Origin of the sequence: Sphingopyxis sp. (assembly GCF_035250425.1) — a bacterium.
Taxonomy (GTDB): domain Bacteria; phylum Pseudomonadota; class Alphaproteobacteria; order Sphingomonadales; family Sphingomonadaceae; genus Sphingopyxis.
In genome coordinates, this window is record NZ_DATFFD010000302.1 from 1 (window position 1) to 25,180 (window position 25,180).

General features: G+C 65.0%; 22 protein-coding genes. 12 read left to right on the forward strand and 10 right to left on the reverse strand.

Annotation, left to right across the window (positions count from 1 at the left end; all coding sequences use genetic code 11):
• A partial coding sequence (locus VJ811_RS18400; protein ID WP_324075078.1) for a M20/M25/M40 family metallo-hydrolase occupies positions 1–1,212 on the reverse strand: 1,212 nt, incomplete at its 3' end.
• Between the two features lie 132 nt (positions 1,213–1,344).
• On the opposite strand from VJ811_RS18400, the gene VJ811_RS18405 reads away from it, so the two are divergent.
• From VJ811_RS18405 to VJ811_RS18415, 3 genes are read left to right on the forward strand one after another with little or no spacing between them, the layout of a single operon-like run.
• Positions 1,345–1,968, forward strand: coding sequence for a lysophospholipid acyltransferase family protein (locus VJ811_RS18405; RefSeq protein WP_324075136.1), 624 nt, complete (start codon positions 1,345–1,347; stop codon positions 1,966–1,968).
• The gene (locus tag VJ811_RS18410; RefSeq protein ID WP_324075080.1) at positions 1,965–2,780 is read left to right on the forward strand and encodes a DUF1295 domain-containing protein; all 816 of its coding nucleotides are present in this window, start codon (positions 1,965–1,967) and stop codon (positions 2,778–2,780) included. Before VJ811_RS18405 ends, VJ811_RS18410 begins: the two co-directional genes overlap by 4 nt.
• On the forward strand, positions 2,759–3,172 hold the full coding sequence (locus tag VJ811_RS18415) for a ribose-phosphate pyrophosphokinase (RefSeq protein WP_324075081.1): 414 nt from the start codon (positions 2,759–2,761) through the stop codon (positions 3,170–3,172). Before VJ811_RS18410 ends, VJ811_RS18415 begins: the two co-directional genes overlap by 22 nt.
• Before the next feature lie 351 nt (positions 3,173–3,523).
• Here VJ811_RS18415 and VJ811_RS18420 read toward each other — a convergent pair whose 3' ends face one another.
• A complete protein-coding gene (locus tag VJ811_RS18420) occupies positions 3,524–4,453 on the reverse strand; it encodes an isopenicillin N synthase family dioxygenase (RefSeq protein WP_324075083.1) in 930 nt (309 codons plus the stop codon).
• Positions 4,454–4,574: 121 nt separating this feature from the next.
• Between VJ811_RS18420 and VJ811_RS18425 the strand changes: the two genes are divergently transcribed.
• Positions 4,575–5,000, forward strand: a complete 426-nt coding sequence (locus VJ811_RS18425) for an EVE domain-containing protein (RefSeq protein ID WP_324075085.1) — start codon at positions 4,575–4,577, stop codon at positions 4,998–5,000.
• A gap of 183 nt (positions 5,001–5,183) precedes the next feature.
• Here VJ811_RS18425 and VJ811_RS18430 read toward each other — a convergent pair whose 3' ends face one another.
• The 7 genes from VJ811_RS18430 to VJ811_RS18460 all read right to left on the reverse strand — a co-directional run bounded on the left by VJ811_RS18430 (position 5,184) and on the right by VJ811_RS18460 (position 9,729).
• Positions 5,184–5,507 carry a PilZ domain-containing protein gene (locus VJ811_RS18430; protein WP_324075087.1) on the reverse strand — a complete coding sequence of 108 codons (324 nt, stop codon included), beginning with the start codon at positions 5,505–5,507 and terminating at the stop codon, positions 5,184–5,186.
• 87 nt (positions 5,508–5,594) lie between these two features.
• Complete coding sequence (locus VJ811_RS18435) at positions 5,595–6,185, reverse strand: SOS response-associated peptidase (protein WP_324075089.1); 591 nt, start codon at positions 6,183–6,185, stop codon at positions 5,595–5,597.
• 9 nt (positions 6,186–6,194) lie between these two features.
• Entirely contained in the window at positions 6,195–6,596 is a 402-nt protein-coding gene (gene arfB, locus VJ811_RS18440) for an alternative ribosome rescue aminoacyl-tRNA hydrolase ArfB (protein WP_324075091.1), read from the reverse strand.
• Positions 6,589–7,272, reverse strand: coding sequence for an RNA pseudouridine synthase (locus VJ811_RS18445; protein WP_324075093.1), 684 nt, complete (start codon positions 7,270–7,272; stop codon positions 6,589–6,591). The genes arfB and VJ811_RS18445 overlap by 8 nt, the downstream gene beginning before the upstream one ends.
• A gap of 212 nt (positions 7,273–7,484) precedes the next feature.
• Positions 7,485–8,306, reverse strand: coding sequence for a class III extradiol ring-cleavage dioxygenase (locus VJ811_RS18450; protein ID WP_324075095.1), 822 nt, complete (start codon positions 8,304–8,306; stop codon positions 7,485–7,487).
• A 4-nt stretch (positions 8,307–8,310) separates the two neighbouring features.
• Positions 8,311–8,907 (reverse strand): FMN-dependent NADH-azoreductase, encoded by a 597-nt coding sequence (locus VJ811_RS18455; RefSeq protein WP_324075097.1) that lies wholly within the window; start codon positions 8,905–8,907, stop codon positions 8,311–8,313.
• A 126-nt stretch (positions 8,908–9,033) separates the two neighbouring features.
• Positions 9,034–9,729: a pirin family protein gene (locus VJ811_RS18460; RefSeq protein ID WP_324075099.1), complete on the reverse strand. Its 696-nt coding sequence runs from the start codon at positions 9,727–9,729 to the stop codon at positions 9,034–9,036.
• Between the two features lie 136 nt (positions 9,730–9,865).
• Between VJ811_RS18460 and VJ811_RS18465 the strand changes: the two genes are divergently transcribed.
• A complete protein-coding gene (locus tag VJ811_RS18465) occupies positions 9,866–10,813 on the forward strand; it encodes a LysR family transcriptional regulator (RefSeq protein WP_324075100.1) in 948 nt (315 codons plus the stop codon).
• Between the two features lie 181 nt (positions 10,814–10,994).
• Positions 10,995–11,702, forward strand: a complete 708-nt coding sequence (gene ctrA, locus VJ811_RS18470; protein WP_037513859.1) for a response regulator transcription factor CtrA — start codon at positions 10,995–10,997, stop codon at positions 11,700–11,702.
• 321 nt (positions 11,703–12,023) lie between these two features.
• Here the strand turns inward: ctrA and VJ811_RS18475 are convergent, their stop codons facing one another.
• The gene (locus tag VJ811_RS18475) at positions 12,024–12,170 is read right to left on the reverse strand and encodes a hypothetical protein (RefSeq protein WP_324075103.1); all 147 of its coding nucleotides are present in this window, start codon (positions 12,168–12,170) and stop codon (positions 12,024–12,026) included.
• 512 nt (positions 12,171–12,682) lie between these two features.
• On the opposite strand from VJ811_RS18475, the gene VJ811_RS18480 reads away from it, so the two are divergent.
• The 6 genes from VJ811_RS18480 (at position 12,683) to pelA (ending at position 24,916) form a co-directional block, all read left to right on the forward strand.
• Positions 12,683–16,093, forward strand: coding sequence for a TonB-dependent receptor (locus tag VJ811_RS18480; protein WP_324075105.1), 3,411 nt, complete (start codon positions 12,683–12,685; stop codon positions 16,091–16,093).
• 157 nt (positions 16,094–16,250) lie between these two features.
• Positions 16,251–18,623, forward strand: a complete 2,373-nt coding sequence (locus VJ811_RS18485) for a glycoside hydrolase family 95 protein (RefSeq protein ID WP_324075107.1) — start codon at positions 16,251–16,253, stop codon at positions 18,621–18,623.
• 2 nt (positions 18,624–18,625) lie between these two features.
• The gene (locus VJ811_RS18490; RefSeq protein WP_324075109.1) at positions 18,626–19,708 is read left to right on the forward strand and encodes a pectinesterase family protein; all 1,083 of its coding nucleotides are present in this window, start codon (positions 18,626–18,628) and stop codon (positions 19,706–19,708) included.
• Positions 19,705–20,511 (forward strand): rhamnogalacturonan acetylesterase, encoded by an 807-nt coding sequence (locus VJ811_RS18495; protein ID WP_324075110.1) that lies wholly within the window; start codon positions 19,705–19,707, stop codon positions 20,509–20,511. Before VJ811_RS18490 ends, VJ811_RS18495 begins: the two co-directional genes overlap by 4 nt.
• Entirely contained in the window at positions 20,508–23,621 is a 3,114-nt protein-coding gene (locus VJ811_RS18500) for a sugar-binding domain-containing protein (protein WP_324075112.1), read from the forward strand. The genes VJ811_RS18495 and VJ811_RS18500 overlap by 4 nt, the downstream gene beginning before the upstream one ends.
• A 2-nt stretch (positions 23,622–23,623) precedes the next feature.
• Positions 23,624–24,916, forward strand: coding sequence for a pectate lyase (pelA, locus tag VJ811_RS18505; RefSeq protein WP_324075114.1), 1,293 nt, complete (start codon positions 23,624–23,626; stop codon positions 24,914–24,916).
• Positions 24,917–25,180 lie beyond the last annotated feature (264 nt).

Consider the following 25,180-nt stretch of genomic DNA (forward strand, 5'->3'; position numbering starts at 1 on the left):
GACCTTCAGCCCCGGCCAATATTTGGCGACGAGTTTCTCCATCGGCCCAATGATCTTCGGGTCGAGCGGCGGCGCGGGCGGGGCGGGGCGCTTGGGGGGCAGCTGGGTGATCGCCACTTTGGGATCGTCGATGACCTTGGCCAGCTCGTCCTTGACCGATTCGATCGAGTGGCCGGGAAAGATGCGGCAATTGATGTTCGCGCCCGCGCGCTGCGGCAGCGCGTTGGCGGCGTGGCCGCCGTCGAGCAGGGTCGCGACGCAGGTGGTGCGCAAATTGCTGTGGAGGAACGGATCCTTGTTGACGATCGCCTCGGCCGCCTTGTCGGCCGGATCCTTCGCCAGCGCGGCCATCGCCTTGCCTATGTCGTCGCCGCGGACCGCGCCGGCCTCGGCGAAATAGCGCCGCGTCACGTCGGTCATCTCGACCGGAAATTCATGTGCTTCGATCCGGCCCAGCGCGCGGGCGAGTTCGTAGATCGCATTGTCGGGCATCGGCGCCGAACTGTGCCCGCCGGGGTTGCGCGTTTCGAGGCGGAAGTTGGCGAAGGTCTTTTCGCCGACCTGCACCGCCTGGCCGATGACCTTGCCCTTGCCGTCGCTGTCGCCGCCGCCGCCTTCGTTGAGGGCGAACTCGGCGTCGATGAGTTCGCGCCGGTTTGCGGCGAGCCACTCGATCCCGTTGAACGCGCCGTTGGTCTCCTCGCCGCAGGTCAGCGCCATCTTGATCGTGCGCTTCGGCTTGTAGCCCGCCTGCTGGAAGCGGATCAGCATGTCGACCCACACCGCGGCCTGCGACTTCACGTCGAGCGTGCCGCGGCCATAGAAATAGCCATTCTCCTCGAACAGGGTGAAGGGATCGCGCTCCCAGTCGGCGCGCTTCGCCTCGACGACGTCGATATGCGCCATCACCAGGATCGGCTTGGCGGTCTTCGAGGTGCCCGGATAGACCGCGACGAGCCCGCCCTCCTTGGGATTTTCCGGGGTCGCGAAAAGGTGTAGCTGGCTGTCCGGAAAGCCTGCCGCCTTCATCCGCGCCGCCATGCGTTCGGCGGCGAGGGTGCAGCTGCCCGACGACAGCGTCGTGTTCGTCTCGACCAGTTCCTTGTAAAGGTCGCGGAACGCGAGCTGGTCGGGGCGCGGCGCCGCTTCGGCGGCAATCGCGGGCGCCGCAAGCAGCATGGCGGACGTCAGCAGCGCGGACAGCATCTTCATCATTTTCTCCCCTGTTTTGCGGATGAAGGGAGCAGAAAGACCGGGCCACGGCAAGCCCGCGATGCGCGCCCCTTGCGCCGCATGCGGCTTTCGCGCAATCCGGGCCGAGGGAGAGGACCAAGCGTGACACGAATGAAGGACGACCCGCCGGGGCTGGCGGCGCGCGCGGTGCGCCGCCTTTTGCTGCTTTTGTACCGGATGCGCGGCTGGAAGGCAGTCGGGGTCGTGCCCGAACCCCGCCGCTTCATCCTGATCGCGGCGCCGCACACGAGCAATTGGGACTTCGTCAATTTCCTCGGGCTGACCGCCGACCTGAATATCCGGCCCTTTTTCATGGCGAAGCTGTCGCTGTTCCGCTGGCCGATCGGCGGCTTCATCCGCCAGATGGGCGGGGTTCCGGTCGATCGCCGTGGCGGCGGCAATGTCGTCCAGCAGATGGTCGAGGAATTCGCGCGCCGCGCCGAATTCATGCTGACCGTCGCGCCCGAGGGCACGCGCGGCAAGACGGCGAAATGGCGCACCGGATTCTATCAGATCGCGATGGCGGCGAAGGTGCCGCTGGTCGTCGGCTTCATGGATTATGGCACCAGGACCGGCGGGCTCGGCCCGCTGATCTGGCCGACGGGCGATTTTCGCGCCGACATGATGAAGGTTTTCGAGGTATATAGGAGCCATAGCGCTCGATTCCCCGAGCGGCAGGCGCGCTCGATCGATGATATCGTCGGCCGCGATGAGGAACGAGATATAAGCGCGTGAGTGACGCCTTTTTGCTGCTGACGGTCAATTTCGGCGGATTGCTGGCCGTCACCCTGTTCTTGTGGGGCATTGCGACGCTGATCCGCGACGTGTCGTTCATCGACGCCTTCTGGGCGTTCGGCATGGTGCTGCTCGCATGGGGGACATGGTGGCAGGTCGGCGCGGAGGGCGCGCACGCCGGGCTGCTCCTCGGGCTTACGTCGCTGTGGGGACTGCGGCTTGCGATCCATCTGGCGATCCGCTGGGCGAGCCATGGCGAGGATCCGCGCTACAGGAAAATCCTCGCGCTCTCGATGGAGAAGCGGAAATGGAGCTGGGCGAAGACCGCGCTCGTCATGGTGTTCCTGACGCAGGCGCCGCTGCTGTTCATCACCTGCCTGCCCGCGCAAATCGGTATCTGGGCGAGCGCGCGCGACCCGGCCGCGAGCGTCGGCATCCTCGGCTGGATCGGCGCGGCGGCGGCGCTGGCGGGCATCGCGTTCGAAAGCATCGGCGACGCGCAGCTCGACGCCTTTCGGAAAAACCCCGCGAACCAGGGTAAGATACTCGACACGGGCCTGTGGCGTTATACGCGCCATCCCAATTATTTCGGCGACGCGCTGGCGTGGTGGGGCCTCTGGCTGATCGTCGCCGACCTCGGCTGGGCGCCCGCGCTCGCGAGCGTGATCGGGCCGGTCTTCCTGACCTTCACGCTCACCAAATGGTCGGGCAAGGCGTTGCTGGAAAAGGGGCTGCACAAGACGCGGCCCGATTACGCCGACTATGCCCAGCGCACCTCGGGATTCATTCCATGGCCGCCAAAGGCGCGCTAGACGGGGGGCTAGGCGACGCGGCGACCGCCGCCGACGCCAGCGCGCTCGGCGACGCGCCGCGTATCCGCGCGATCCTGACCGCGGCGGCGCGCGCGGGGCGCAGCGTCAGCTATTCCGAACTGCTCGGCGATCTGGGTTTCCGTTTCACGCGGCCCAAGATGCGCGCGGTGTGCAAGACGCTGGGCGAGGTCGACCGGCTCTGCGCGATCGACGGCGAGCCCGACCTCGCGGTGCTGGTGGTCCGCGAGAGCGACCGGCTGCCCGGACAAGGCTGGTGGGTCGGCGGGACGGCGCTGTTGCTGGGCTATGACGGGCCGTGGGAGGGCGCCGCGGCGGCGCGGTTTATTCGCGAGCAGCAGCAGGCGGTGTTCGATTATTGGGCGGGGCGGTAGGGTGCCGGGTTTCGACCGATTGCTGCCATAAGATCCTCCCTGTCGCGCAGCCATGGGGAGGTGGCAGCGCGCAGCGCTGACGGAGGGGTTATGACGCGAGGTTGCCACCCCTCCACCACCGCTTCGCGGAGTGCTGGGTTGGATTGCCCCCGGCAATCCAAGTCCAGCCCGGGGGGCTGGACGACCCAGCACTCCCCCTCCCCACGGCTTCGCCACAGGGAGGATATTCCCCTCCTCGTCATCCCGGACTTGATCCGGGATCCATAGCTGCGCCGTCGTCGTGGATCCCGGATCAAGTCCGGGATGACGAGATAAGGGAACGCCCGCTTCCCACCCCCAAGCGTTCACCGCCTATTTCTTGAGTCCGATCTCCCTCAACCGTTCCTGCAGATATTCGTCCGCGGTGATCGGCGTCGGATACAAATTCGGATGCGACGCGTCGATGCAGCTTTCGAGCGTTTCGATCACATAGTCCGAGCGGAAGTGGAGGAAGAAGGGCATCGAATAGCGCGCGACGCTGGCGCGGCCGGCGTCGGGGTTGCGGACGCGGTGGGTGGTCGAGGGCAGCTTGTTGTTGGTCAGCCGTTGCAGCATGTCGCCGACATTGACCGCCATCGCGCCCGGCGGCGGGCTGACCGGAAGCCAGCTGCCGTCCTTGTCGAGGATTTCGAGCCCGGCTTCCTCGGCGCCGAGCAGCAAGGTGATCGTGTTGATGTCCTCATGCGCCTCGGCGCGGATACCCTTAGCGGGCGCCTCGACCGGCGGGTAATGGAGCAGGCGCATGACGCTGTTGCCGTCGGCGACGGTGTCGTCGAAGAAATCGGGCGCGAGGCCGAGGTAGCGCGCGATGCCCGACAGCAGCCGGGCGCCGACGCGGTCGAATTCGGCGAATAATTTGTCGTAGGCGGCGCGGAAACCGTCGATTTCGGCGGGCCAGACATTGTTCGGCTGCTGCGCGGCGAGGCGGTGGCCCGCGGGCAGGTCGCGGCCGACGTGCCAGAATTCCTTGAGGTCGACCTCCTTCGCGCCCTTGGCGATCTCGGTCCCGAACGGGGTGTAGCCGCGCGCACCGCCGCCGCCGGCGATATGATAGGCGCGCTTCGTCTCTTCGGGGAGCGCGAAGAAGGCCTTCGCCTTGTCCCACGCCTCGTCGATCAGCGCGGGGTCGATGCCATGGTCGGTGATCATCGCGAAGCCGAAGCGTTCGAACGACGCCCCGAAATCCTTCGCGAACTGGTCGGCGGGGAGCGACATCGAAATGGTCGGAACTGCGGCAGTCATATTGTCATCCATGTTGGGCGGGGTGCTCGCCCGCGACTCTGTTCCCGCATGTAGGAGGGTCGGCGATGCAGGGGAAGAGGCTCGCTCTTTTCAAACCGCGCGCGATTGCTAAGAGAGCGGCATGGCAAAATCATATTGGCTGATGAAATCCGAACCCGACGCTTATGCGTGGGATCAACTCGTCAAGGACGGGACCGGCATGTGGGACGGGGTGCGCAATCACACCGCGAAGCTCAATCTGATGGCGATGAAGGCCGGCGACGAGGCGATCTTCTACCACAGCAACATCGGCAAGGAATGCGTCGGGATCATGAAGATCATCGAGGAGAGCTTTCCCGACCCGACCGCCGAAAAGGGTTCGCCGTGGGTCGTGGTGCGCGTCGCGCCGGTGCGTGCGCTTGCCAATCCGGTGACGCTGGCGGCGATCAAGGCCGATCCCAAGCTTGCCGACATGGACCTGATCCGCCAGTCGCGGCTGTCGGTCGGGCGCGTGACGCCCGACGAGTGGAAGCATATTTTGAAGAAGTCGGAGAAGGCGGAGGGCTGATGTCTTTTCCTCCCCCTTGATGGGGGGCGGCGAGCCCCGGATCAGGTCCGGGGCGCAGCGGTGCGGGTGCGGTTTCGGCCTGACGCGACGGCGCGAGGACGCATCATCACCCCCATCCAGCTCCGCCTAATCGCTTTGCGACAAGGCTGCATATCCTTCTCCCATCGAGGGGGAAGGAGGGTTTTAGCGCAGCTTGACCTGCAGATGCCTTGCCACCGCCGGGTGGAGCGGATGGACGAATTCGCAGCCGAAATTATTGCCGTCGGCGCGGCGGACGATGGCTTCCAGCGGCTGGAGGCCGGGCAGGCTCACCCAGATATGCTTGCCGATCCGCGGCCGGGAAAAGGTGACCATGCGAAAGCCGGTCGACGACAGGTCATGCAGTTCGACGTCGAAGGGGTTCAGTCCCGGCTCACGAAAACGCGCGTGCGCGGCGACGGGTGCGCGTTCGGCGCCGCGCGCGCCGGTCGGTGCCTTTTTGATTTCGGTGGTGTGATTCCCCAACACGGCTTGGTCCCAGCGGTCAATTCTTGATTCGCCCGCTTTTAGGGCTCCGTTGGTTAGTCCAAAGTGAAGTTATATGGTGAAATTCGCCTATACCGGCGGGGTGTCGCCGACCGTCATCAACTGGCTGGGATAGGGAACCGCGAGCGCCACCGCGGCGCGCCATTCGCCGCCGAGCCAGGTGGCATAATCCTCCGGGTGAAGGATTACCGGCATGCCCTTTGGCTGATGGTGCGCGACCAGCCGGTTGGCGTCGGTGGTGAGGATGGCGAAGCAGGGCCAGTCGTCGCCCTGACGATGGATTCCGGCAAAGGCGAACACCGGGCGCGACGGCACCGAGAACCAGTGCTGGCGCCGCGCGCCGTCGGGGCCTGACCAATAGGCAAAGGCGGTCGCCGGGATCAGGCAGCGCAGTTCGGCGTGGCGCAGGGTGCCGATCCAGAAGGGGCTTTGAAGGTTGCGGACGGTGGTGACCGGCCGGTCGCCCTGCGGCGGCGGCGGGACGCCCCAGAGTTTCGGGCGCAGGTAACGCCGCGATCCGCCGCGGCCGTCGCTGACGATCACCGGCGCGGGGCGCCCCGGCGCGACATAATCGCCGGTCCACGGGTCATTGCCGGCCTCGGCGCCGAATGCCGCGGCGATCGTGCGGGCGGGGGCGTCGAGGCGGTAGAGGTTCGTCATTGTGCGGCTTTAGTCGGTTCCGCGGATGCGTCCGCGCCCGGCCTTGACACTGCTGCGCGCTTTCTTGCTGTCGACACGGCGCGCCTTGGCCGCCTTGCTCGGCCTGGTCTTGATGCGGCGTTCGGGACGGACGAGCGCGGCATCGATCAGGTCGGACAGGCGCTGCCGCGCGTCGGCGCGGTTCGCTTCCTGGGTGCGATAGCGGCGCGCGAGGATGATCAGTTCGCCCTCGGTCGTCATCCGGCTGCCCGCGAGGGTTTTCAGCCGTTTGAATGCGTCGGGCGTCAGGCCGAGGGCGTAGACGTTGACGCGCAGCTGGCATGCGGTCGCGACCTTGTTGACATTCTGACCGCCCGGCCCCGTGCCCGCGAGAAACTTCTCGCTGATCGCGCTTTCGGGGATCTCAGCCACGCGTTGGCTCCGCTCCCTCCGGCGCCGCGAAGCCCAGGGCGATGAAGCTGTCGGGGAACGGCGCCTCGGCAATAATGGACGGCTTGACGTCACGTTTTACGACGAGCCGTTCGGCGTGGAGCAAGGTGCGCGTTTTGGTGCCGCCGCGTCCGTAGACGGGGTCGCCGACGAGTGCGAAGCCGAGCCCTTCGAGTGCGTGGACGCGCAGCTGATGCGTGCGGCCGGTTTCGGGGCGGAAGCGGAGCAGGCTGCGGCCCTCGACGACGGCGAGCTTTTCCCAATGCGAGACCGAGGGTTTGCCCTTTGGATCGCCGACCATGCGCCAGCCCTCCTCGGCGGTCGACACCTTCGACAGCGGCAGGTCGATCGTGCCGCCGTCGCCGTCGGGGATGCCGTCGACGATCGCGAGATATTGCTTCTCGACCTCGCGGCTTTCGAAGGCGCGGGTGAAGCGGCCGTGCGCCTTGGGATTGCGCGCGAGGAGCAGGCAGCCCGAGGTATCGCGGTCGAGCCGGTGGACGGGAAGCGGCCAGCGTTTGAAGCCGAACTTCAGGAGGTCGAGATGGTTTTCGAGGCTGATGCTGCCGTCGCGCGGGGCGTCGACCGGCAGGCCAGCGGGTTTGTCGATAACGAGGGCCTCGCCGTCGAGGAACAGGACACGGTCTGAAAGGAGCATGGCGCGCTATAGGCGAAGAGTCGGGGGGAGCCAATGCGGCGTTTCATTGGGTTCACGCGAAGACGCGAAGACGCGAAGAGGCTGTGTTTGCCGCGAAGCGGCCTTTTTCCTTTCACCCTGGCGTCGCCCGCATCATCGCGGAGGAAAGCGGCCCGTGGGCGCAAAGCTTTTCTTCGCGTCTTCGCGTCTTCGCGTCTTCGCGTGAAACTTTTTTATTTCTGCGAACCCGCCGTATCGCCGAAAGCATAAACATCCATCGCGAGCAGGCCATAGGTGACGCTGTGGTGTAGACGTTCAGCCGCGAACGGTGCCCCGCCCGCGCCCATCGCGACGAATAGCGGTAATATATGGTCGGGGGTCGGGTGATTGTCGGCGCCGTGCGGCGCGCGTTCGACGGCGTGGAGGACGTCGTCGACCGCGCCCGCCGCCATATGCTCGGCGACCCAATCGGTGAAGCCGGTGACCCATGCTGGCGCCGGGGCGTCGATCGGCAAGCGCGCGGAGAAGAGCGCGCGGAGGTGGTGCGTAATGCTGCCCGATCCGATGATCAGCACGCCCTCGTCGCGCAGCGGCACGAGTGCCTGGCCGAGCGCATAATGCCATTCAGGCGGCGCGTTCGACGCGATCGAGAGCTGGACGACGGGGATGTCGGCGCCGGGATAGATGAGCGACAGCGGCACCCAGGCGCCGTGGTCGAGGCCGCGGTCGGGGTCGGCGGTGACGGCGAGGCCGTGATCGGCGAAGAGTTCGACGATGCGCGTCGCCAATGCCGGATCGCCCGGCGCGCGATAACGCATCGCGAACAGCTCGCCCGGAAAGCCGCCGAAGTCGTGGATCGTCGGCGGCGCCGGCGAGGCGGTGACGGTCGCGCGGCCGCCCTGATACGCCGCATCATGATGCGCCGAGACGACGAGGATCGCGCGCGGGCGCGGCAGCCGGTCACCCAGCCCGGCGAGGAAGGTCCGCGCCGGGCTGGGCTCGAGCGCCATCATCGGCGAGCCGTGCGAAAGGAAGAGGCTCGGGAGACGGCGCATCGGTTCAGGCAGCCTGCTTCAGTTCGCTGATCGCCGAGGCGGCGCGATTGAGCGCTTCGCCATCCATCATCTGCCGGTCGGCGGCGATGATCGTGACGTCGGTAATGCCGACGAAACCGAGGACGTGGCGCAGATAGCCGGTCGCGAAATCATAGTCGCTGCCGACGGGGACGCCGCCCGATGCCACGACCAGATAGGCCTTTTTGCCGGTGAGCAGGCCTTCGGGGCCGGCTTCGGTGTAGCGGAAGGTGCGGCGGGCGCGGGCGATCAGGTCGATCCAGGCCTTGAGCGAAGCGGGGATCGCGAAATTATACACGGGCACGCCGATGACGATCGTGTCGGCGGCTTCGAGTTCGGCGATCAGTTCGTCCGAGCTGGCGAGCAGCGCCTTTTGTTCGTCGCTGCGGTCGGCCTCGTCGGTGAAGTTCGCGCCGACCCAGCCTTCGGTCAGCAGCGCGGGCGGGGTGAGCGCGAGGTCGCGGTGGATCACCTTGGCGCCATAGCCCTGTTCGAGCAGATGGCTGACGAGCTGGCCCGAGAGCTGGCGCGTGGTCGACCCGTCGTTGCGGGCGCTGGCATCGATACGAAGAATGTTGGTCATCGAACTACTCCTTGTTTTGAAAGCGAGGGGAGAGGGGGTGCCGCGAGCCGCCCGTGCTTTTGGGGGAACTCGCGGCACCGGTTGGGCCGCCGTCAGGGAGGGGGACGTCGGCGGCCCGGGGGCTTCTTAGAGGCTGTCGACGAGCACCAGTTCGGCGTCGTCGAGCGCCTCGACCTCGATCGTGCCGACATCGCGGAGTGCGATGCCGTCGCGGGGATCGGCGTCCGTGCCATTGACGCGGATGCGGCCCTTGGCGGCGACCAGATAGGCGTGGCGTCCGGGTTCGAGGTCGTAGGAGACGCTCTCCCCGGCGTTCACCGTTGCCGCCGCGACGCGGGCGTTGGCGCGGATCGGCAGGGCTTCGTCACCCTCGATGCCGCTCGCCAGCGTGACGAACTGGCCCGAACGGTCGGCCTGCGGAAACTGGCGCGCGCCCCAGCCGGGATTGCCGCCGTCACGGTCGGGCATGATCCAGATCTGGAACAGCGTCGTTTCCTCATCCTCGAGGTTGAATTCGCTGTGCGTTACGCCGGTGCCGGCGCTCATCACCTGGACATCGCCCGCCGCGGTGCGGCCGCTGTTGCCCATCGAGTCGCGGTGGGTGATCGCGCCGGTGCGGACATAGGTGATGATTTCCATGTCGCGGTGTGGGTGCGGGGGGAAACCCGACTGCGCCGCGATGGCGTCGTCGTTCCAGACGCGCAGCGCGCCCCAGCCCATGCGTTTCGGGTCGTGATAGTTTGCGAACGAGAAATGGTGACGGGCGTCGAGCCAGCCGTGGTTGGCGTGGCCGAGGCTGTCGAATTTGCGAATGTCGATCATGGCCTTGTCCTTTCTTTCGTCGCCGCCCGGACCTTGATGACCGGCGGCGTCTGTCTGTTGAGGACAAAATAGGCATTTGGATCGTTTCTAAAATAGCGTAGATGGAAAACCATCGTTTCCATTCAGGAGCTATTGCATGGCGCTTCCCGACTATGAAGGCTGGGCCTGCTTTGTCGCCGTCGTCGACGGCGGCAGCTTTACCGCCGCGGCGGCATCGCTGGGACTATCGAAGGCGAGCGTGTCGAAGGCGGTGACGCGGCTCGAGGCGTCGCTGGGGATCACCTTGCTCCATCGCAGTTCGCGCGTCGTCGCGGTGTCGACCGCCGGCGCGGGCCTGCTCGACGAGGCGCGCGCGATGGTCGCGGCGGCGACCGCGGCGACCGAAGCGGCGCGCGGCGACCGCGTCGATCTGGCGGGACCGATCAAGCTCGGCGCACCGATGAGCTTCGGGATCAAGGTGCTGGGCCCGCCGCTCGCGGTCTTTCTCGAGCGGCATCCGGCGGTCGAGATCGAGGTGCTGCTGAGCGACGCGCGCAACGATCCGGTCGCCGAGGGCATCGACCTGACGCTGCGCATTTCGCCGCTTGCCGATTCGAGCCTGCTCGCGCGCACGATCGCGCCGGTCGCGGCGTCGGTGCTCGCCAGCCCGGCCTATCTGGAAAAGCACGGGGTTCCGAAACATCCGCTCGAACTGTCGGGTCACCGGCTGATCGGTTACGGCCACCGCCAGCGCGCGATGCCGCTGCACTTTCATCGCAAGGGCGAGGAAGCGACCGTGCTGCCGACCGGCCCCTTGTTCGCGAACAATGGCGATATCGCGGTGCCGCTGATCGTCGCGGGGGTCGGGATCGCGGTGCTGCCCGACTTCATCGCCGCCGACGAGCTGGCGTCGGGCGCGGTGGTTCCGATCCTGACCGACTGGTCGTTGCCGCAGTCGCACCTGCACCTGCTGTCGCCGCCATCGCGGCTGCGCCCGGCGCGCGTGCGCGCGCTGTCGGACCATCTGGTCGACGCGCTGAAAATCTCGTGCACGGGGGCGCATGATCAATATATCGCGCTTCACCATGACGTAAAAACGGGCTGATCGACTGTTGCATAATGGCCGCGACTCGCGGACTTCCGCCGGTTAAATCAAAATTAACCTTTTCCCTTCATTAGTTTCGTGGTTAATGTTCCGGCAGTCCTGCAACGGGGGTTGGTCGGTGACATCCTTGATGGTCATGCGATCGGGTTCGCGGGATTATCGTGGGAAAAAGGGGTGCCCAATGCGCGTACTGCTGATCGAGGACGAGCCGACGACCGCGAAAGCGATCGATACGATGCTCACCACCGAAGGCTTCAATGTCTATACCACCGATCTGGGTGAGGAAGGCTTGGACCTGGGTAAGCTCTATGATTACGACATCATCCTGCTCGACCTGAACCTGCCCGACATGCACGGATACGATGTGCTGAAAAAGCTGCGCACCGCCAAGGTGCAGACGCCGGTGCTGATCCTGTCGGGCATTTCGGAAATGGATTCGAAGGTGCGCTCGTTCGGCTTTGGCGCCGACGATTATGTCACCAAGCCGTTCCACCGCGACGAGCTGGTCGCGCGCATCCATGCGGTCGTCCGCCGGTCCAAGGGCCATAGCCAGAGCGTCATCAAGACGGGCAAGCTGGCGGTCAATCTGGATACCAAGACGGTCGAGGTCGACACCACGCGCGTGCATCTGACCGGCAAGGAATATCAGATGCTCGAGCTGTTGAGCCTGCGCAAGGGCACGACGCTGACCAAGGAAATGTTCCTGAACCACCTGTATGGCGGGATGGACGAGCCTGAACTCAAGATCATCGACGTCTTCATCTGCAAGCTGCGCAAGAAACTCGCGCTCGCCTGCCACGGCGAAAATTATATCGAGACGGTCTGGGGCCGCGGTTATGTCCTTCGCGACATCGACGACGAAGGCAATGAGGTGCGCCGCGTCGCCTGACGCTTAGCGCTTCATATAAGTTTACCGAGGGAAGCCGGCGCGGAGCGATCCGCGCCGGTTTTCTTTTTGGGCGGTGTTGGTCGTAGTGCGTAGGAGGCTGGAAACGACCGATTGCGGACGTTTTAGTTCCTCCCCGGAACGGGGAGGTGGCAGCCCGCAGGGCTGACGGAGGGGTCGAAACCTCTCGTCAAGACGCGCCGTCCCGACCCCTCCACCACCGCCTACGGCGGCGGTCCCCCTCCCCGTTCCGGGGAGGATCAAGACCGTCCGCTTCCCACCCCTTACCGGCCATTCACTGTGCCCCCCTCTGCCGCCCGCGCATCACACCCGCGACTGCGCCAGCCGATGGATCGGGCCGAATTGCGCAATCGCGGCGCCGACGCAGGGCAGCGCGACGAGCCCGCCGATGCCCCACAAAAGCGCCCCGCCCGGCGCCAGCCGTCCTTCGCCGGGCAGTACACCGTTCATGTCCCTTATAGGCGCACCGCGCCGCATCCGGCCGGGTTCCGCCGCATCATGCGCTGAACGGACCTGGTTCGCCGGCACGCCGCGCGCTCGGCCGTGTCGGCGAAGCGAATCAACCGGCGTCTTGATAGCGTTGCCATGTCCACCGCCGGAACAATGCTAGCGCTACCATTTCTAATAAATCAATGAAAACAAAAGCTTACAAATAGAGCCGCCGCTTGCGGCCCGATGAGGGTTGTGTTAGCATCAAGGTAACCGGTGTCATAGACACCTGCAATCAGAAGGTCAGCAAGGCCGTCGCCAAGGGGAGAAGATGTTGGAAAAGGCGCTACCCGCAGTTTGGAGCGACGAAACGCATAGGTGCCGCCTGGCGGGCGCCGGTTCGTTGCCTCGCTCGCCGCTTGCGCAGCAGGTGGCGGCAGCGACCGCTCGACTCGTGCCCGCGCACCATGAATGCAGGGGCCATATTCGCACACGATAGCCTGAACAAAGACGAACAGGGAGAGGGAAATCAAATGATGAATAATGCCATTCGCGGGGGGTATCTGGCCGGCGTATCGACCTGGGCGCTGTTGCTGATGTCAGCACCCGTCGCCGCGCAGGAAACCAATGAGGCGACGCAGGCCGCACCTGAAGAAGCTGCCGGCACGGAGGTTCCCGCCGACGAGATCGTCGTCACGGGCTATCGCGCGGCATTGCGCAGCGCGATCAGCGAAAAGCGCAATTCCAACGTCCAGGTTGACGCGATCAATGCCGAGGACATCGCCGACTTTCCCGACACCAACCTGGCCGAATCGCTTCAGCGTCTGCCCGGCGTGTCGATCGATCGCGACAATGGCGAGGGGCGCACGATCACGGTTCGCGGCCTGGGCGGCGACTTCAACCGCACGCGATTGAACGGGTTGGAAGCGCTGGCGACGGCGGGTGCGAATGACGCCGGCAGCAGCCCCAACCGCAGCCGCGCGTTCGACTACAATACCTTCGCGTCCGAACTGTTCAGCTCGTTGAAGGTGCAGAAGACGCCGTCGGCCGAAACCGACGAGGGGTCTCTGGGCGCCACCATCGACCTCCAGACCGGACGGCCCTTCGACTATAAAAAGCGCGCCTTCGCGCTTTCGAGCGAAGGCAGCTATCAGAAGAACAGCGGCAAGTGGAGCCCGCGCCTTGCGGGGCTTGCCTCGACGCGTTTCGCCGACGGGCGCATGGGCCTGCTGGTGTCGGCTGCCTATAGCCGCAGTGCCAATGAACTCGACCAATATCGCCGTGGTCCCGGCCAGTCCGACTATCTCTATCGCGGCTCCACCTGGGCGGGTAACGAGCTGCCCGCGCGCGCGGGCTTCGCAGCACCCGCGGGGACCAATTTCGGATCGGTGATCACCAATCCCGAGGCGATCGCACAGCTCACCGGATCGAACCCGGCGGCCTATGCCAATCTCTTTCCCGGCGCACCGTACAATACGCCCGGCCAGTTCAACGATTCGACCGTCCGGATTCCGGCGCTGACGGGACTCGAGCAGCAGGATGTAAAGAACAACCGGCTGGGCCTGACCGCGTCCTATCAATGGCAGATCAGCGACCGTACGTTGCTCAGCGTGGATGGAGTCTATTCGCGTTTCCACAACAAGAGCACGTATAATCAGGTCTCATCTGTGGGGCTCAACCGCAACAACACCAACGGGACCTACAACACCGCCGGGAACAGCTTGACGCCGACCGCGGCACGCGCGCTGTATCCCGGCCTGTGCGTGCCCAACGCCGGGTCCGATCTGGTGGCCGCGCAGGATTGCGGGCAGGAGATGTACGGCAGCACGCCCGCCTTCGCGACGGCGCTCAATGCAAACAATCAGCTCGTATCCTCGGTATTGGGTGCGGCGGCGGTGGTGCCGGGCGGCACCAGTCCGGCCAATGCCAACATCTTCAGCTCCAACCCCTTCAACCTCGATCCGTATGACTATTACAACAATCCCAATTCGGTCGGGTACATTCCTTCGAGCAATCGCCTTGCCTTTCGCGGTGCATTGATCGGCCGACCGGCGGTCGAGGTGCTTGAATCGAACGTCACCAACGGCCTCGCCGACTATCTCGTGCTGCGCAATGTCGATTTCCGGTCGGCGGCCGACCAGAGCAGCTACACGACCAAATTCCGTCAGGGCTCGATCAACCTGCAGCACGAGTTCGCCGACAATTTCCGGATGGAAGCGATCTATGGCCAGTCGCAGTCGACCAATTCCAGCCAGGGCCTGCTCGTCGAATTCAACCGCATGGATTCGCAAGGGTCGTTCGTTTACGACGAGCGCAACGGCGGCAAGATGCCGATCATCGACTTCGGCTTCGACGCTGCCGATCCCAATAACTGGGAAGTAGTGAAGGGCTTTTCGGGGATCCGCCATTATCAGCGCTTCGTGAAAAACACCTATGAAGGCGCCAAGGTCGACTTCGATTGGCAGGTGAACGACGAGTTCGCGATCGGTTTCGGGGCGAATTTGCGCGAGTTCACGTTCGAGACCGAGCTGTTCGAGCGCAACAATGATCTGCTCAATCCAACGCTCAGGGAAGCCGGGGTGACGACGGAGTCGGTGAGCAAGGTCATCGATTTCGGGCAGGGGCTGAGTCTGCCCGATGGCACGATGACGAGCTTCCTCGCGCCCGATATCAACAAGTTCGACCAGTTGTTCGACTTCACCTGCAACTGCGTCAACAAATGGGGTGACTGGCGCCTGACCAACAAGCGCAATGGCGGCCGCGAGAATTTCGGCGTGCGCGAGCGTGACACCGGTTTCTATATCCAGTTCGATATCAACACCGAGCTGTTCGGCCGCCCCTTCCGCGGCAATGCGGGCACCCGCGTCGCCATCACCGATGTGCGCTCGGAAGGCAATACGAGCGCGGGCCGCCCGGCTATCGGCACCAACAAATACACCGATTGGCTGCCTTCGATGAACCTCGTCTACGAGCCGGTCGACGACGTCCTCGTCCGCTTCAGCGCCTCCAAGGTCATGGCGCGGCCGCTGCTCGGAAATCTGTCGCCGACGATCACCTCGATCAGCGTTCCGAACTCGGGCGACACGACGGGCGCCTCGATGACGATCGGCAATCCCAAGCTGAGCCCCTTCCGTTCGACCAATTTCGATGCGAGCATCGAATGGTATTTCGCGCCGGGCGGCCTATTGTCGATCGCTGGCTTTTCAAAGGATATCAGCAGCTTTCCGCAGACGGTGCTGTATTCAGCGCCACTGTCGGAGCTGGCCGACGCCGAAACCATTGCGGCGATCCGGCAGCAGTTCACCAACGCCAATCAGATTGCGTATCTTGATGGCAATTATGAGTTCACTGCCCGGCAGTATCGCGATGCGCCAGGCGGATGGCTGCGCGGGTTCGAGATCAGCTATCAGCAGGACTTCGATTTCCTGCCCGGCTTCCTGAGCAATCTCGGCGCGCAGGTGAACTACACCTATATCAAGTCGCAACTGAACTATATCCTCGATCCGGGCTCGGCGACGGTCGCCCAGACCACCGCCAAGGCGGCGTTCCTCGGCGTGTCGCCGCAGTCGCTCAACGGTACGCTCTATTACGAGAGCGAGAAGCTTCGTGCGCGTGTTTCGGTCGCGCATCGCAAGGGCTATACTACGACCTATCCGATCGCGGCAGGGTCGTGCGGCCCCGGCCAGGTCACGGGCGGCGCCGCCACCGCCAACCCGACGCTCTGCGACAGTCCGCTCGTTAACGATTTCGTCTACAGCCGTGCCACGACCAATGTCGACGCGTCCTTGAGCTACAAGTTCACCGATTTCCTGTCGGTGACGGTCGAGGGTCTGAACCTGACCAACCAGACCAGCGACCGCTATGCCTATGAAGGGCAGAACGCGGTCACCCAATATGCAAGCTCGGGGCCGATCTACCGTATCGGCGCCCGGCTGCGGTTCTGAGCCGTGCAGGATTCCCGGCTGACCGTTGAGGCTTTCTCCCCTGATACGGCGGCCGACTGCGCCGGTCAGGGGTTGCCCGGACGTTATCGTCCGCCGCGACCCCTGACTGGCGGCTTTGGTCTATTGCGTGCGTGACGATGCTCTGCGGCGAGGCGATATGAAGAAGCCAAAGGTTCCGGTTCCGGCTGTGACGCGTCGCGCGCTGCTTGGCGGCGCGTCAGCGACAACGCTGGTCGCATTGGGGTGGAATCGGGCGCAGGCCTTGGCGGACGAACCTGCGCCAAAGGTCCATGAGCTCTGGTATCGGGCGTCCGCGACCGAATGGACCGAGGCGCTTCCCGTCGGCAATGGCCGGATCAGCGCGATGGTCTTTGGCGGTATCGAATCCGAACGGCTCCAGCTCAATGAAGACACGCTGTGGGCGGGCGGTCCCTACAATCCGGCCAATCCCAAGGCGCGGGGGAGCATGGAGGCGCTGCGCGAACTCATCTTCGACGGCAAATATTCCGAAGCCGAGACCTTCGCCAACGCCAATGTGATGGCAACGCCGATCCGTCAGGCGGCCTATCAGACGGTCGGCAGCCTGATGCTCGACATGCCGGACATCGCGGCGGCACAGGCCAGCGGATATCGCCGCTCGCTCGACATCGATTCCGCGCTGTCGGAGACCGTGTTCACCCTCGACGGTGTCGACTATCGCCGGCGCGTCGTGGCCTCTCCTGCCGATCAGGTGATCGCTGTCCATCTCAGCGCGAGCAAGCGCGGGCGGATTGGCTGCAAGCTGTCCTTCACTTGTCCGCTGAAGCAATGGCAGGTCGCGACCGAGGGCGACGATACCGTCATTCTGTCCGGCCAGAATGACCCGCATGGCCAGATTCCCGGCGCATTGCGTTTCGAGGGGCGGCTGCGCGTGCTCGCACCCGGCGGACGCCTGTCGAACGATGGCAAGACGCTGTCGATCGAAGGCGCCGACGAAGTGACTTTGCTGATCGCCATGGCGACGAGCTATCGTCGCTTCGACGATGTGAGCGGCGATCCCGGCGTCATCACCAGGGCGCAGATCGAAAAGGCGAGCAGGCGCAGCTTCAGGCAGATCGCCGACGCGGCCGCAGTCGACCATCGCCGGCTGTTTCGGCGCGTGTCGATCGATCTCGGTACAAGTGCAGCCGCGGCGTTGCCGACCGATGCCCGCGTCAGGCAGTCGGAGATCACGGACGATCCGGCACTCGCCGCACTCTATTTCCAATATGGCCGCTATCTACTCATCTCTTCCTCGCGTCCGGGCAGCCAGCCGGCCAGTCTTCAGGGCATCTGGAACGACAAGCCCAATCCTCCCTGGGGCGGCAAATATACGATCAACATCAATACCGAGATGAACTATTGGCCCGCCGAACCGACGAACCTTCCCGAGTGCGTCGAGCCGCTGATCCGCATGGTGAGCGAGATCGCGATCACCGGCGAGCATATGGCGCGCGAGATGTATGGTGCGCGTGGCTGGGTGACGCATCACAATACCGACCTGTGGCGGGCCACCGGCCCAATCGACGGCGCGAAATTCGGCTTGTGGCCGACGGGCGGGGCATGGCTGTGCACGCATTTGTGGGAGCATTACGAATATAGCCTGGACCGCGCGTTCCTCGAACGGGCCTATCCGATCCTGCATGGCGCCTCGCTGTTCTTCATCGATACGCTGCAGGTCGATCCGAAAACGGGCCACCTTGTCACCAACCCCTCGCTTTCGCCTGAAGCGGGCCATGGTCATGGCTCATCGCTGATCCACGGCCCGACGATGGACATGCAGATACTGAGCGACCTGTTCGACCAGACGGTCGCTGCGGCACGCATCCTGGGCAAGGAGGATGATCTCACGCGCCAGTTCGCGGACGCGCGCAAGCGCCTGCTTCCCATGCAGATCGGCAAGCAGGGGCAGTTGCAAGAATGGCCCTATGACTGGGACGCCGGGGCCGATGACATTTCCCACCGCCACGTCTCGCACCTTTACGGCCTCTATCCGAGCCGGTTGATCGACGTGGAACGGACGCCCGAGCTGGCGCAGGCGGCCCGGCGATCGCTCGACATCCGCGGCGACAAGGCGACGGGCTGGGCGACGGCGTGGCGCATCAATCTGTGGGCCCGGCTAAGGGACGGCGACAGGGCGCACGGCATTCTCAAATTCCTGCTTGGCCCCGAACGCACCTATCCCAACATGTTCGATGCGCATCCGCCCTTCCAGATCGACGGCAACTTCGGCGGCACCGCCGGCATTGTCGAGATGATCGTCCAGAACCACGGCGATGTGATCGAACTGCTGCCGGCACTTCCATCGGCCTGGCCGACGGGCTCGATCCAGGGGCTGCGCACACGCGGCGCGTGCAACGTCGATATCGCCTGGCGCGACGGGCGGCTCGATTGGGTACGCATCCACGGCCGTGTCGCCGGCAAGCGCACCGTGAAATGGGGCGGACGCACACGCGAGATCGCGGTCGCGCCGGGCCGCGCAACGCGGCTGACAGCCAGGGACTTTGCCTGACAATGTTCTTCCGTTCTTCGCATGCCGGAGTCGAGCGCCGCGTGCTGCTTGGGACGGGGCTTGCTGCCCTGCTGCCCGCGCCATTGTTGGCGGGAAGCGCGCCGCGCTGGGACGCCATCGTCAGCAAATCGGGGCGGCCGGGCACCGTTGCCACGCTTGGCGCCGCCTTCGATATCGTGCGTCCGCTTGCCCGGCCTGCACGCATCTTCGTCGAGCGCGGCATCTATGAGGAAAAGCCGCGGCTCGATGTGCCCGACGTTCATCTGGAAGGCGAAGGCGCGCAATCGGTGATCAGCTTCGGCGCCGCGGCGGGGCTGCTCGACCCTGCGGGCAAGAAATGGGGAACGGGCGGTTCGGCCACGCTTACCGTCGTGGCGACGGGCATCTCGATCGCGGGGCTCACGATCCGCAACAGCTTCGATTACCTCCAGGATCAGATCACGGGCGCCAGCGGCGGCGCGCAGGCGGTCGCGCTGTCGCTCGCGCGCGGTAGTGACCGGGTGACAGTATGTGACTGTGTGATCGAGGGTTACCAGGACACGCTTTATGTCCAGGAAGGATGCCGCGCCTCGTTCAGCGACTGCCTGATCAGCGGCAATGTCGATTTCGTCTTCGGCGGCGCGACGGCGCTCTTCGATCGATGTGAAATCCGCTCGCGCTTCGTGCCCGGCGCGGTCGTCCAGGGCTTCGTCGCCGCTCCGAGCACGCCGATCAACGTGCCCGTCGGATTTGTCTTCGATCGTTGCCGGCTTACGCGCGAAGCGGAACTGCCCGATGGCTCGGTCTATCTCGGCCGACCGTGGCGCGCGGGCGGCAACATGAATCTGACGGGAGCGGCCGCCTATCTCGACTGCTGGATGGATTCGCACATCCACCGCGATGGCTGGACCTCCATGGGCTACCGCGATCCCGATGGGTCTCGCCGCGACCTGACGCCGCAGGAAGCGCGGCTGTTCGAGTACGGCAGTCGCGGGGCGGGCGCCGGCGCCGCGAGCGACACGCGCAGGCAGATCGAAAAGGGGCGGGTTTCCAGCTTCCGCGCCCAAAACATCTTTGGCAAATGGCATCCGGAGAGCAGCAGATGAAGGCTATCGCGCTTTTCCTGGCGGGTCTCTCCCTGCCCGCAGCAGCATCGGGGCAGACCACGGCGGCCGAAGCGCCGCGCCCGATCGCGCCCTACAAGATCATCCTCGTGGGCGACTCGACCACCGCTGTCATCGGCGGATGGGGGCCAAGCTTTTGCGCCTATCACGTCACATCGTTCATGGCGTGCCTGAACCTGGCGCGCGGTGGGCGAAGTTCGGGCAATTACCGCACCGAAGGATCATGGAATGTGGCGTTGGGCGAGATGCGGACGCCGGGCTACAAGAAGATATGGGTGCTGATCCAGTTCGGCCATAATGACCAGCCCGGAAAGCCCGGCAGGTCGACCGACCTCGCCACCGAATTTCCGGGCAACCTCGCGCGCTATGTCGACGAGGCGCGTGCAGCGGGCGCGGAGCCGATATTGGTGACGCCGCTTACGCGCCGAATGTTCGAGAACGGCACGCTGAAGAACGACCTTGCACCCTGGGCCGAGGCTATGCGCAGGGTCGCGGCGGATAAGGGCGTTCCTCTCATCGATCTCAACGCCAAAAGCGCGGCCGCCGTGCAGGCGATGGGCGAGGCTGCGGCCGATCGCTTCGCGCAATTGCCGCCCGGATCGGCGCCCATCGGCCCCACGGCCGGCAATGGTGCAACCGAGGTACAGGAAATGCCGATGGCGCAGGCCAAACTGTCGTTCGACCGGACGCATCTCGGCCGCGAAGGCGCCGACTATTTCGCGAAGATGATGACCGAGGAACTGGCGCGGGCGATCCCCGACATGCGCCATCTGCTGGTGCCATGATGACGCCGGTCAGTCGTCGGACCTTCCTGGCAGTCACCGGCGCGGGCGCGGCGTTGCCCTTCATTCCCTCGACTCACGCTGCCCCCGTGCTCGGGGAGATCCCGGACGACGGATGGCGGCTCTGGATCGACCGCGACGCAACCTACAAGGACGACCGCATCTACCTGCCGTCCGAAGTCGATCTGGCGAAGCTGCCTGTCAATCCGCCCAGCGGCGGGTGGGATATGTTGTGGCGGGTCGAGGCGCCTGCCGTCACCCTTCCCACCACGGTCGAAGAGCATTTCTGGGGCGCCTTGGGCCAACGCCCCTATACCGGCGACGAATATCGTTATGCCGAGGACGACCCCGTACCGCAGAACGGCGCCTATCGCGGTGTTTCCTGGTGGTATCGCGAGATCGACATTCCCGCGGTCGCCAAGGGGCGGCGCGTCCTCCTGCATATCCGCGGCGCGCGCTTGCGGGCGGAGGTGTTCCTGAACGAGAAGCTGGTCGGCTATTCGATCATGTCGGAACTGCCGATCCATTGCGACCTGACCGGTGCGATGCGGCCGGGCGCGCGCAATCGGCTCGCCATTCGCATCACCAATCCCGGCGGGCGTTATGATTGGCGCGATTCGACGACGATGAGCTGGGGCGCAGTGAAGCTGTTCGCCTCGCACGGCTTTGGCGGGATCGACCGGGGCATGACGCTGAGCGTGCATCCGATGGACGCGCACATCCGCGACGCCTGGGTGCTCAACACGCCCGAGCCTCGCACCGTGACAGCGCATATGGAGGTGGTGTTCGCAAATCCGCCGCGGGATATTGTAGCGCTGAAAAAACGCGCTACGCTTGCGCTGCTTGATAGCCAGGGTGGCGCCGGACCAGCAGCAGCGACGCTGGAGTCGATCAGGCTCGACGGCAATGTCGCCACGGTAGTTTTTCGCCTGCGCGCGGCCGCCGGCAAGAAGCTTTGGGATATCGACAACCCGGTGCTCTATCGTCTGCGCTTCGGTTGGGGCGAGGACACGCGCCTGGTCGAATTCGGCTTTCGCTGGTTCGGAGTCGAGGGTGTGGGCACCAACGCACTGCTTCGGCTCAACGGGCGCCGGATCAAGCTCTACTCCGCGATATCCTGGGGCTATTGGGGCTATAACGGCCTGTGGCCGACGCGCGAGCTGGCCGAGCGGGAAGTGACCTCGGCCAAGGCGCTGGGTCTCAATTGCCTTCATTTTCACCGCAATATCGGCAAGGAGGAAGTGTTCGCCGCACAGAACCGCATGGGTCTGCTCCGCGTCATGGAACCGGGCGGCGGCCGTCACGGCATCGCCCGCGACCTGAAACCCGGCGAGACGCTGCCGGCGGCCGACCGGTTCAGCCGCGATTTCATGGTCGCGAAATGCGCGGCGATGGCGCGGACCTTCCGGTCCAACCCTTCGCTGGCGCATTACACGCTGCAGAACGAGATCGGCGCGAATCTTGGAAATCCCGATGTGCAGGCGGTGTTGAAGGCGATCCACGACACCGATCCCAGCCGGGCCGTCATCCTCAACGACGGCTTCGTCCAGCGCGGCGCGGCGCAGGCGATGTACCTGCCCTATGACGATCATTATTACCGCTCGGACGTCGAGCAATGGGGTGGATGGTGGGTCAACCATCAGGGCGCGGGTGACCAGTGGTACGACAAATTCTATCAGTCGAAGGGTGCCTATATCCACCAACAGACCGGCAAGCCCTTCATCGTCGAGTTCGGTGAGATGCAGGGCTGCGCGGTGGCCGACAACCATGCGAAGATCGTCGCCGATATCGAGGCGCGTGGCGGGAAGGCCTATGACCTCGAAGACCATCGCGCCATCCTCAAGGAAACCGACGCGTTTCTCGATCGATGGGGGTTTCGCACGGCCTTTCCGACCGCCGGGAGCCTGTTCCTTTCGATAGGGCGCAAATGCTATGACGCGTGGGAGAACTATCTCGAGAATATCCGGATCGGCGACGAGGTCGACATCGCTGCGATCAGCGGCTGGGAAACCACTGCGATCGAGAATCATTCGGGGATCGTCGACAATCTGCGCTATTTCAAGGCTGATCCGCAGATCGTGCGGCGCAGCCTGCTTCCGGTGCGGCCCTGCGCCAAGCAGCGACGGCTGGTCTATAAGGTGGGCGAGAGCGCGCCGCTCGACCTCTATCTGTTCAACGATACGTCTCGCCCCGTGCCCGGCGAGCTGCGCCTTTCGATCGTCGGCCCGGACAAGCGTGAGATCGAGATCGGCACCTATGCCGCGCCTGCGCATCAAGCCGACGTCTTCCGTCATCTGATCGCGGAGAAGGTCGGCTTGCCGCCCTTTACCGCCGCCGGCGCCTATTGCGTGCGCTTCGTCCATTCGGCACAGCCGGATGCCGCCTTCGAGCGCGAGTTCTGGGTCGTTGGGCCTGCGCCACCTCTGGCGCGACGGCCGCGCATCGCGCTGTCGGGTATCGCACAGTCGGTACGGCGTGCGCTGATGCAGATGCAGGACGTCGCCTTCGAGGATTTCCGGCCCGGCAGCCGTTACGACGGGATTATCGCCTCGGGGCTGAAGGCCGACGAAATCGCGCGGCGTCAAGTCGGCGAGCAGACGGGGCTGGAGGCGCAGCCTGGCGCCGACGACAAGCCCAAGCTCGTGCCTGGGGAGTTGCCTGCGCCCGTGCTGGCGGCGGTGCGCGCGGGCGTCCCGCTGTTCGCACTGGTGCCCGAAGACGGGCTCGCCGACGGCGTGGCGCGGCAGCTCGCGGGGCTGGCGCTGTTCCATTATGACGGCCAGGTCGGCAATCTTCGCGCGCCGTGGATGGGCAATTGGAACTATCTGCGCGCGCATCCCCTGTTCGATGGCATCCCTGCCGACATGGCTACGAGCGTGCTGCACCAGGTGGAAGGGCAACCTTCCAACGGCCTCATCGTCGATGGCGCGGGCGTCGAGATCATCGCCGCCTACAGTCGCGACCATGACCGCCGCAACGGCGCGGCTACGCTGATCGCGCGGCACGGGAACATGCGCACGCTGCTGCACCGGATGCCCGATATGGTGCAGCCGCTGCAGCACCGGTTTCTGGAAAATGCGGTCCGCTGGCTGGCGGCCGAGGGGAGGGTTTGATCATGAAAAAATATATGGTGGCAATCGCGCTCGCGCTGGTTTCGACACCAGGCATGGCGAAGATCGTCGGCCAGATGACGCCGGCCGAACCGCTTGCCGAGGCACGCATCGGCCAGCTTCCGGCGAGCGAAAGGCAGCCATGGCTCAGCTATCTGGAACGGTCGCGGGCCTTGATGGCTGCCGACAAGGCGGCGCTGGCGGCGGAGCGCAACGGTATTCCGGTTCCGCAGGGGCCGGGCGACGGGCGCGGTGGTGGCGACGGCATGCCCTTCGACCGGGCCGCAGGCTGGTATGCCAGCGTTGAGGCCCGTCACGTCGCCGACAATATCGTGAGCTTCCAGACACCGGCCGGTGGCTGGGGGAAGAACCAGAACCGGGCGGGGCCGCTCCGGGCGCGAGGCCAGGGCTATGTTCCGGTCGAGAATCTGCCCGCCTATGCCGCCGGCGACATCCAGGTGGAGGATGCCGGCTGGCGCTATGTCGGCACGATCGACAACGGCGCCACTATCACCGAGATGCGCTTCCTCGCGCGCGTCCAGGCGCAGTTCCCGGGGACGGAGGGTGAAGAGTATCGCGCGGCGTTTCTCAAGGGTGCGCGCTACTTGCTGGCGGCGCAATTCCCCAATGGCGGCTGGCCGCAGGTCTTTCCGCTCCAGGGTGGCTATCATGATGCGCTGACCTATAATGACGGCGCCGTCTCGCAGGTCGCGATGCTGATGCTCGATATCGCCCGCCGTAAAGACGACTTCGCCTTCGTTCCCGCGGTCATCGCCTCCGAAGCCGAGGGCGCAGCGGCGCGTGCTCGCGACATCATTCTTGCAACGCAGGTGCTGGTCGATGGCAAGCGCACGATCTGGGGGCAGCAGCACGATGCGTTGACGCTCGCGCCGGTAGGTGCGCGCAATTTCGAGCCCGCAGCATTATCGACCGACGAGAGCGTGGACCTGCTGCAGTTTCTGATCAAGCAGCCCCGGCGCACGCCGGAGATCGAGGCCGCGATCCGCGACGGCGTCGATTGGCTGCGGACGCATGCGCTCCACGACGTCGAATGGACCAAGCGACCCGACGGCCCGCAAGGCCGCCGCCTGATCGCGAAACCGGGCGCGGATCCGATCTGGGCGCGCTTCTACGACCTGCGGACGGCCAAACCCGTCTATGGCGACCGCGACCGGAGCATCCATGACGATGTGAACGAGCTGAGCGTGGAGCGTCGCAATGGCTATAGCTGGTTCAGCGCGAGCCCGGCCAAGCTGATACGCGCCTATGACGGCCGGGTGAGGCCGGTTGGCGGGTAACCAGGCAAATGCGTGAATCGTTGATACGACGCGCGCGTCTTGGAACACCGCCGCCATTGGCGAAAGTTTGATCCTCTAAGGAAATCGGGCCGCACCCATATCCCGTCGGCTCAGATTGCAATCTCCGGCGAGCGATAACATCGGTGGTCCCGCGAAGGCGGGAATGACGGGTGTTGTCGACGTCGGAACCTAGGGTCAGAACCCCAGTGCGCCTTCGCGCTGCCACAAGAGCGAAGACGCTTCGCCTTTGCCTTGGCGCGCCAG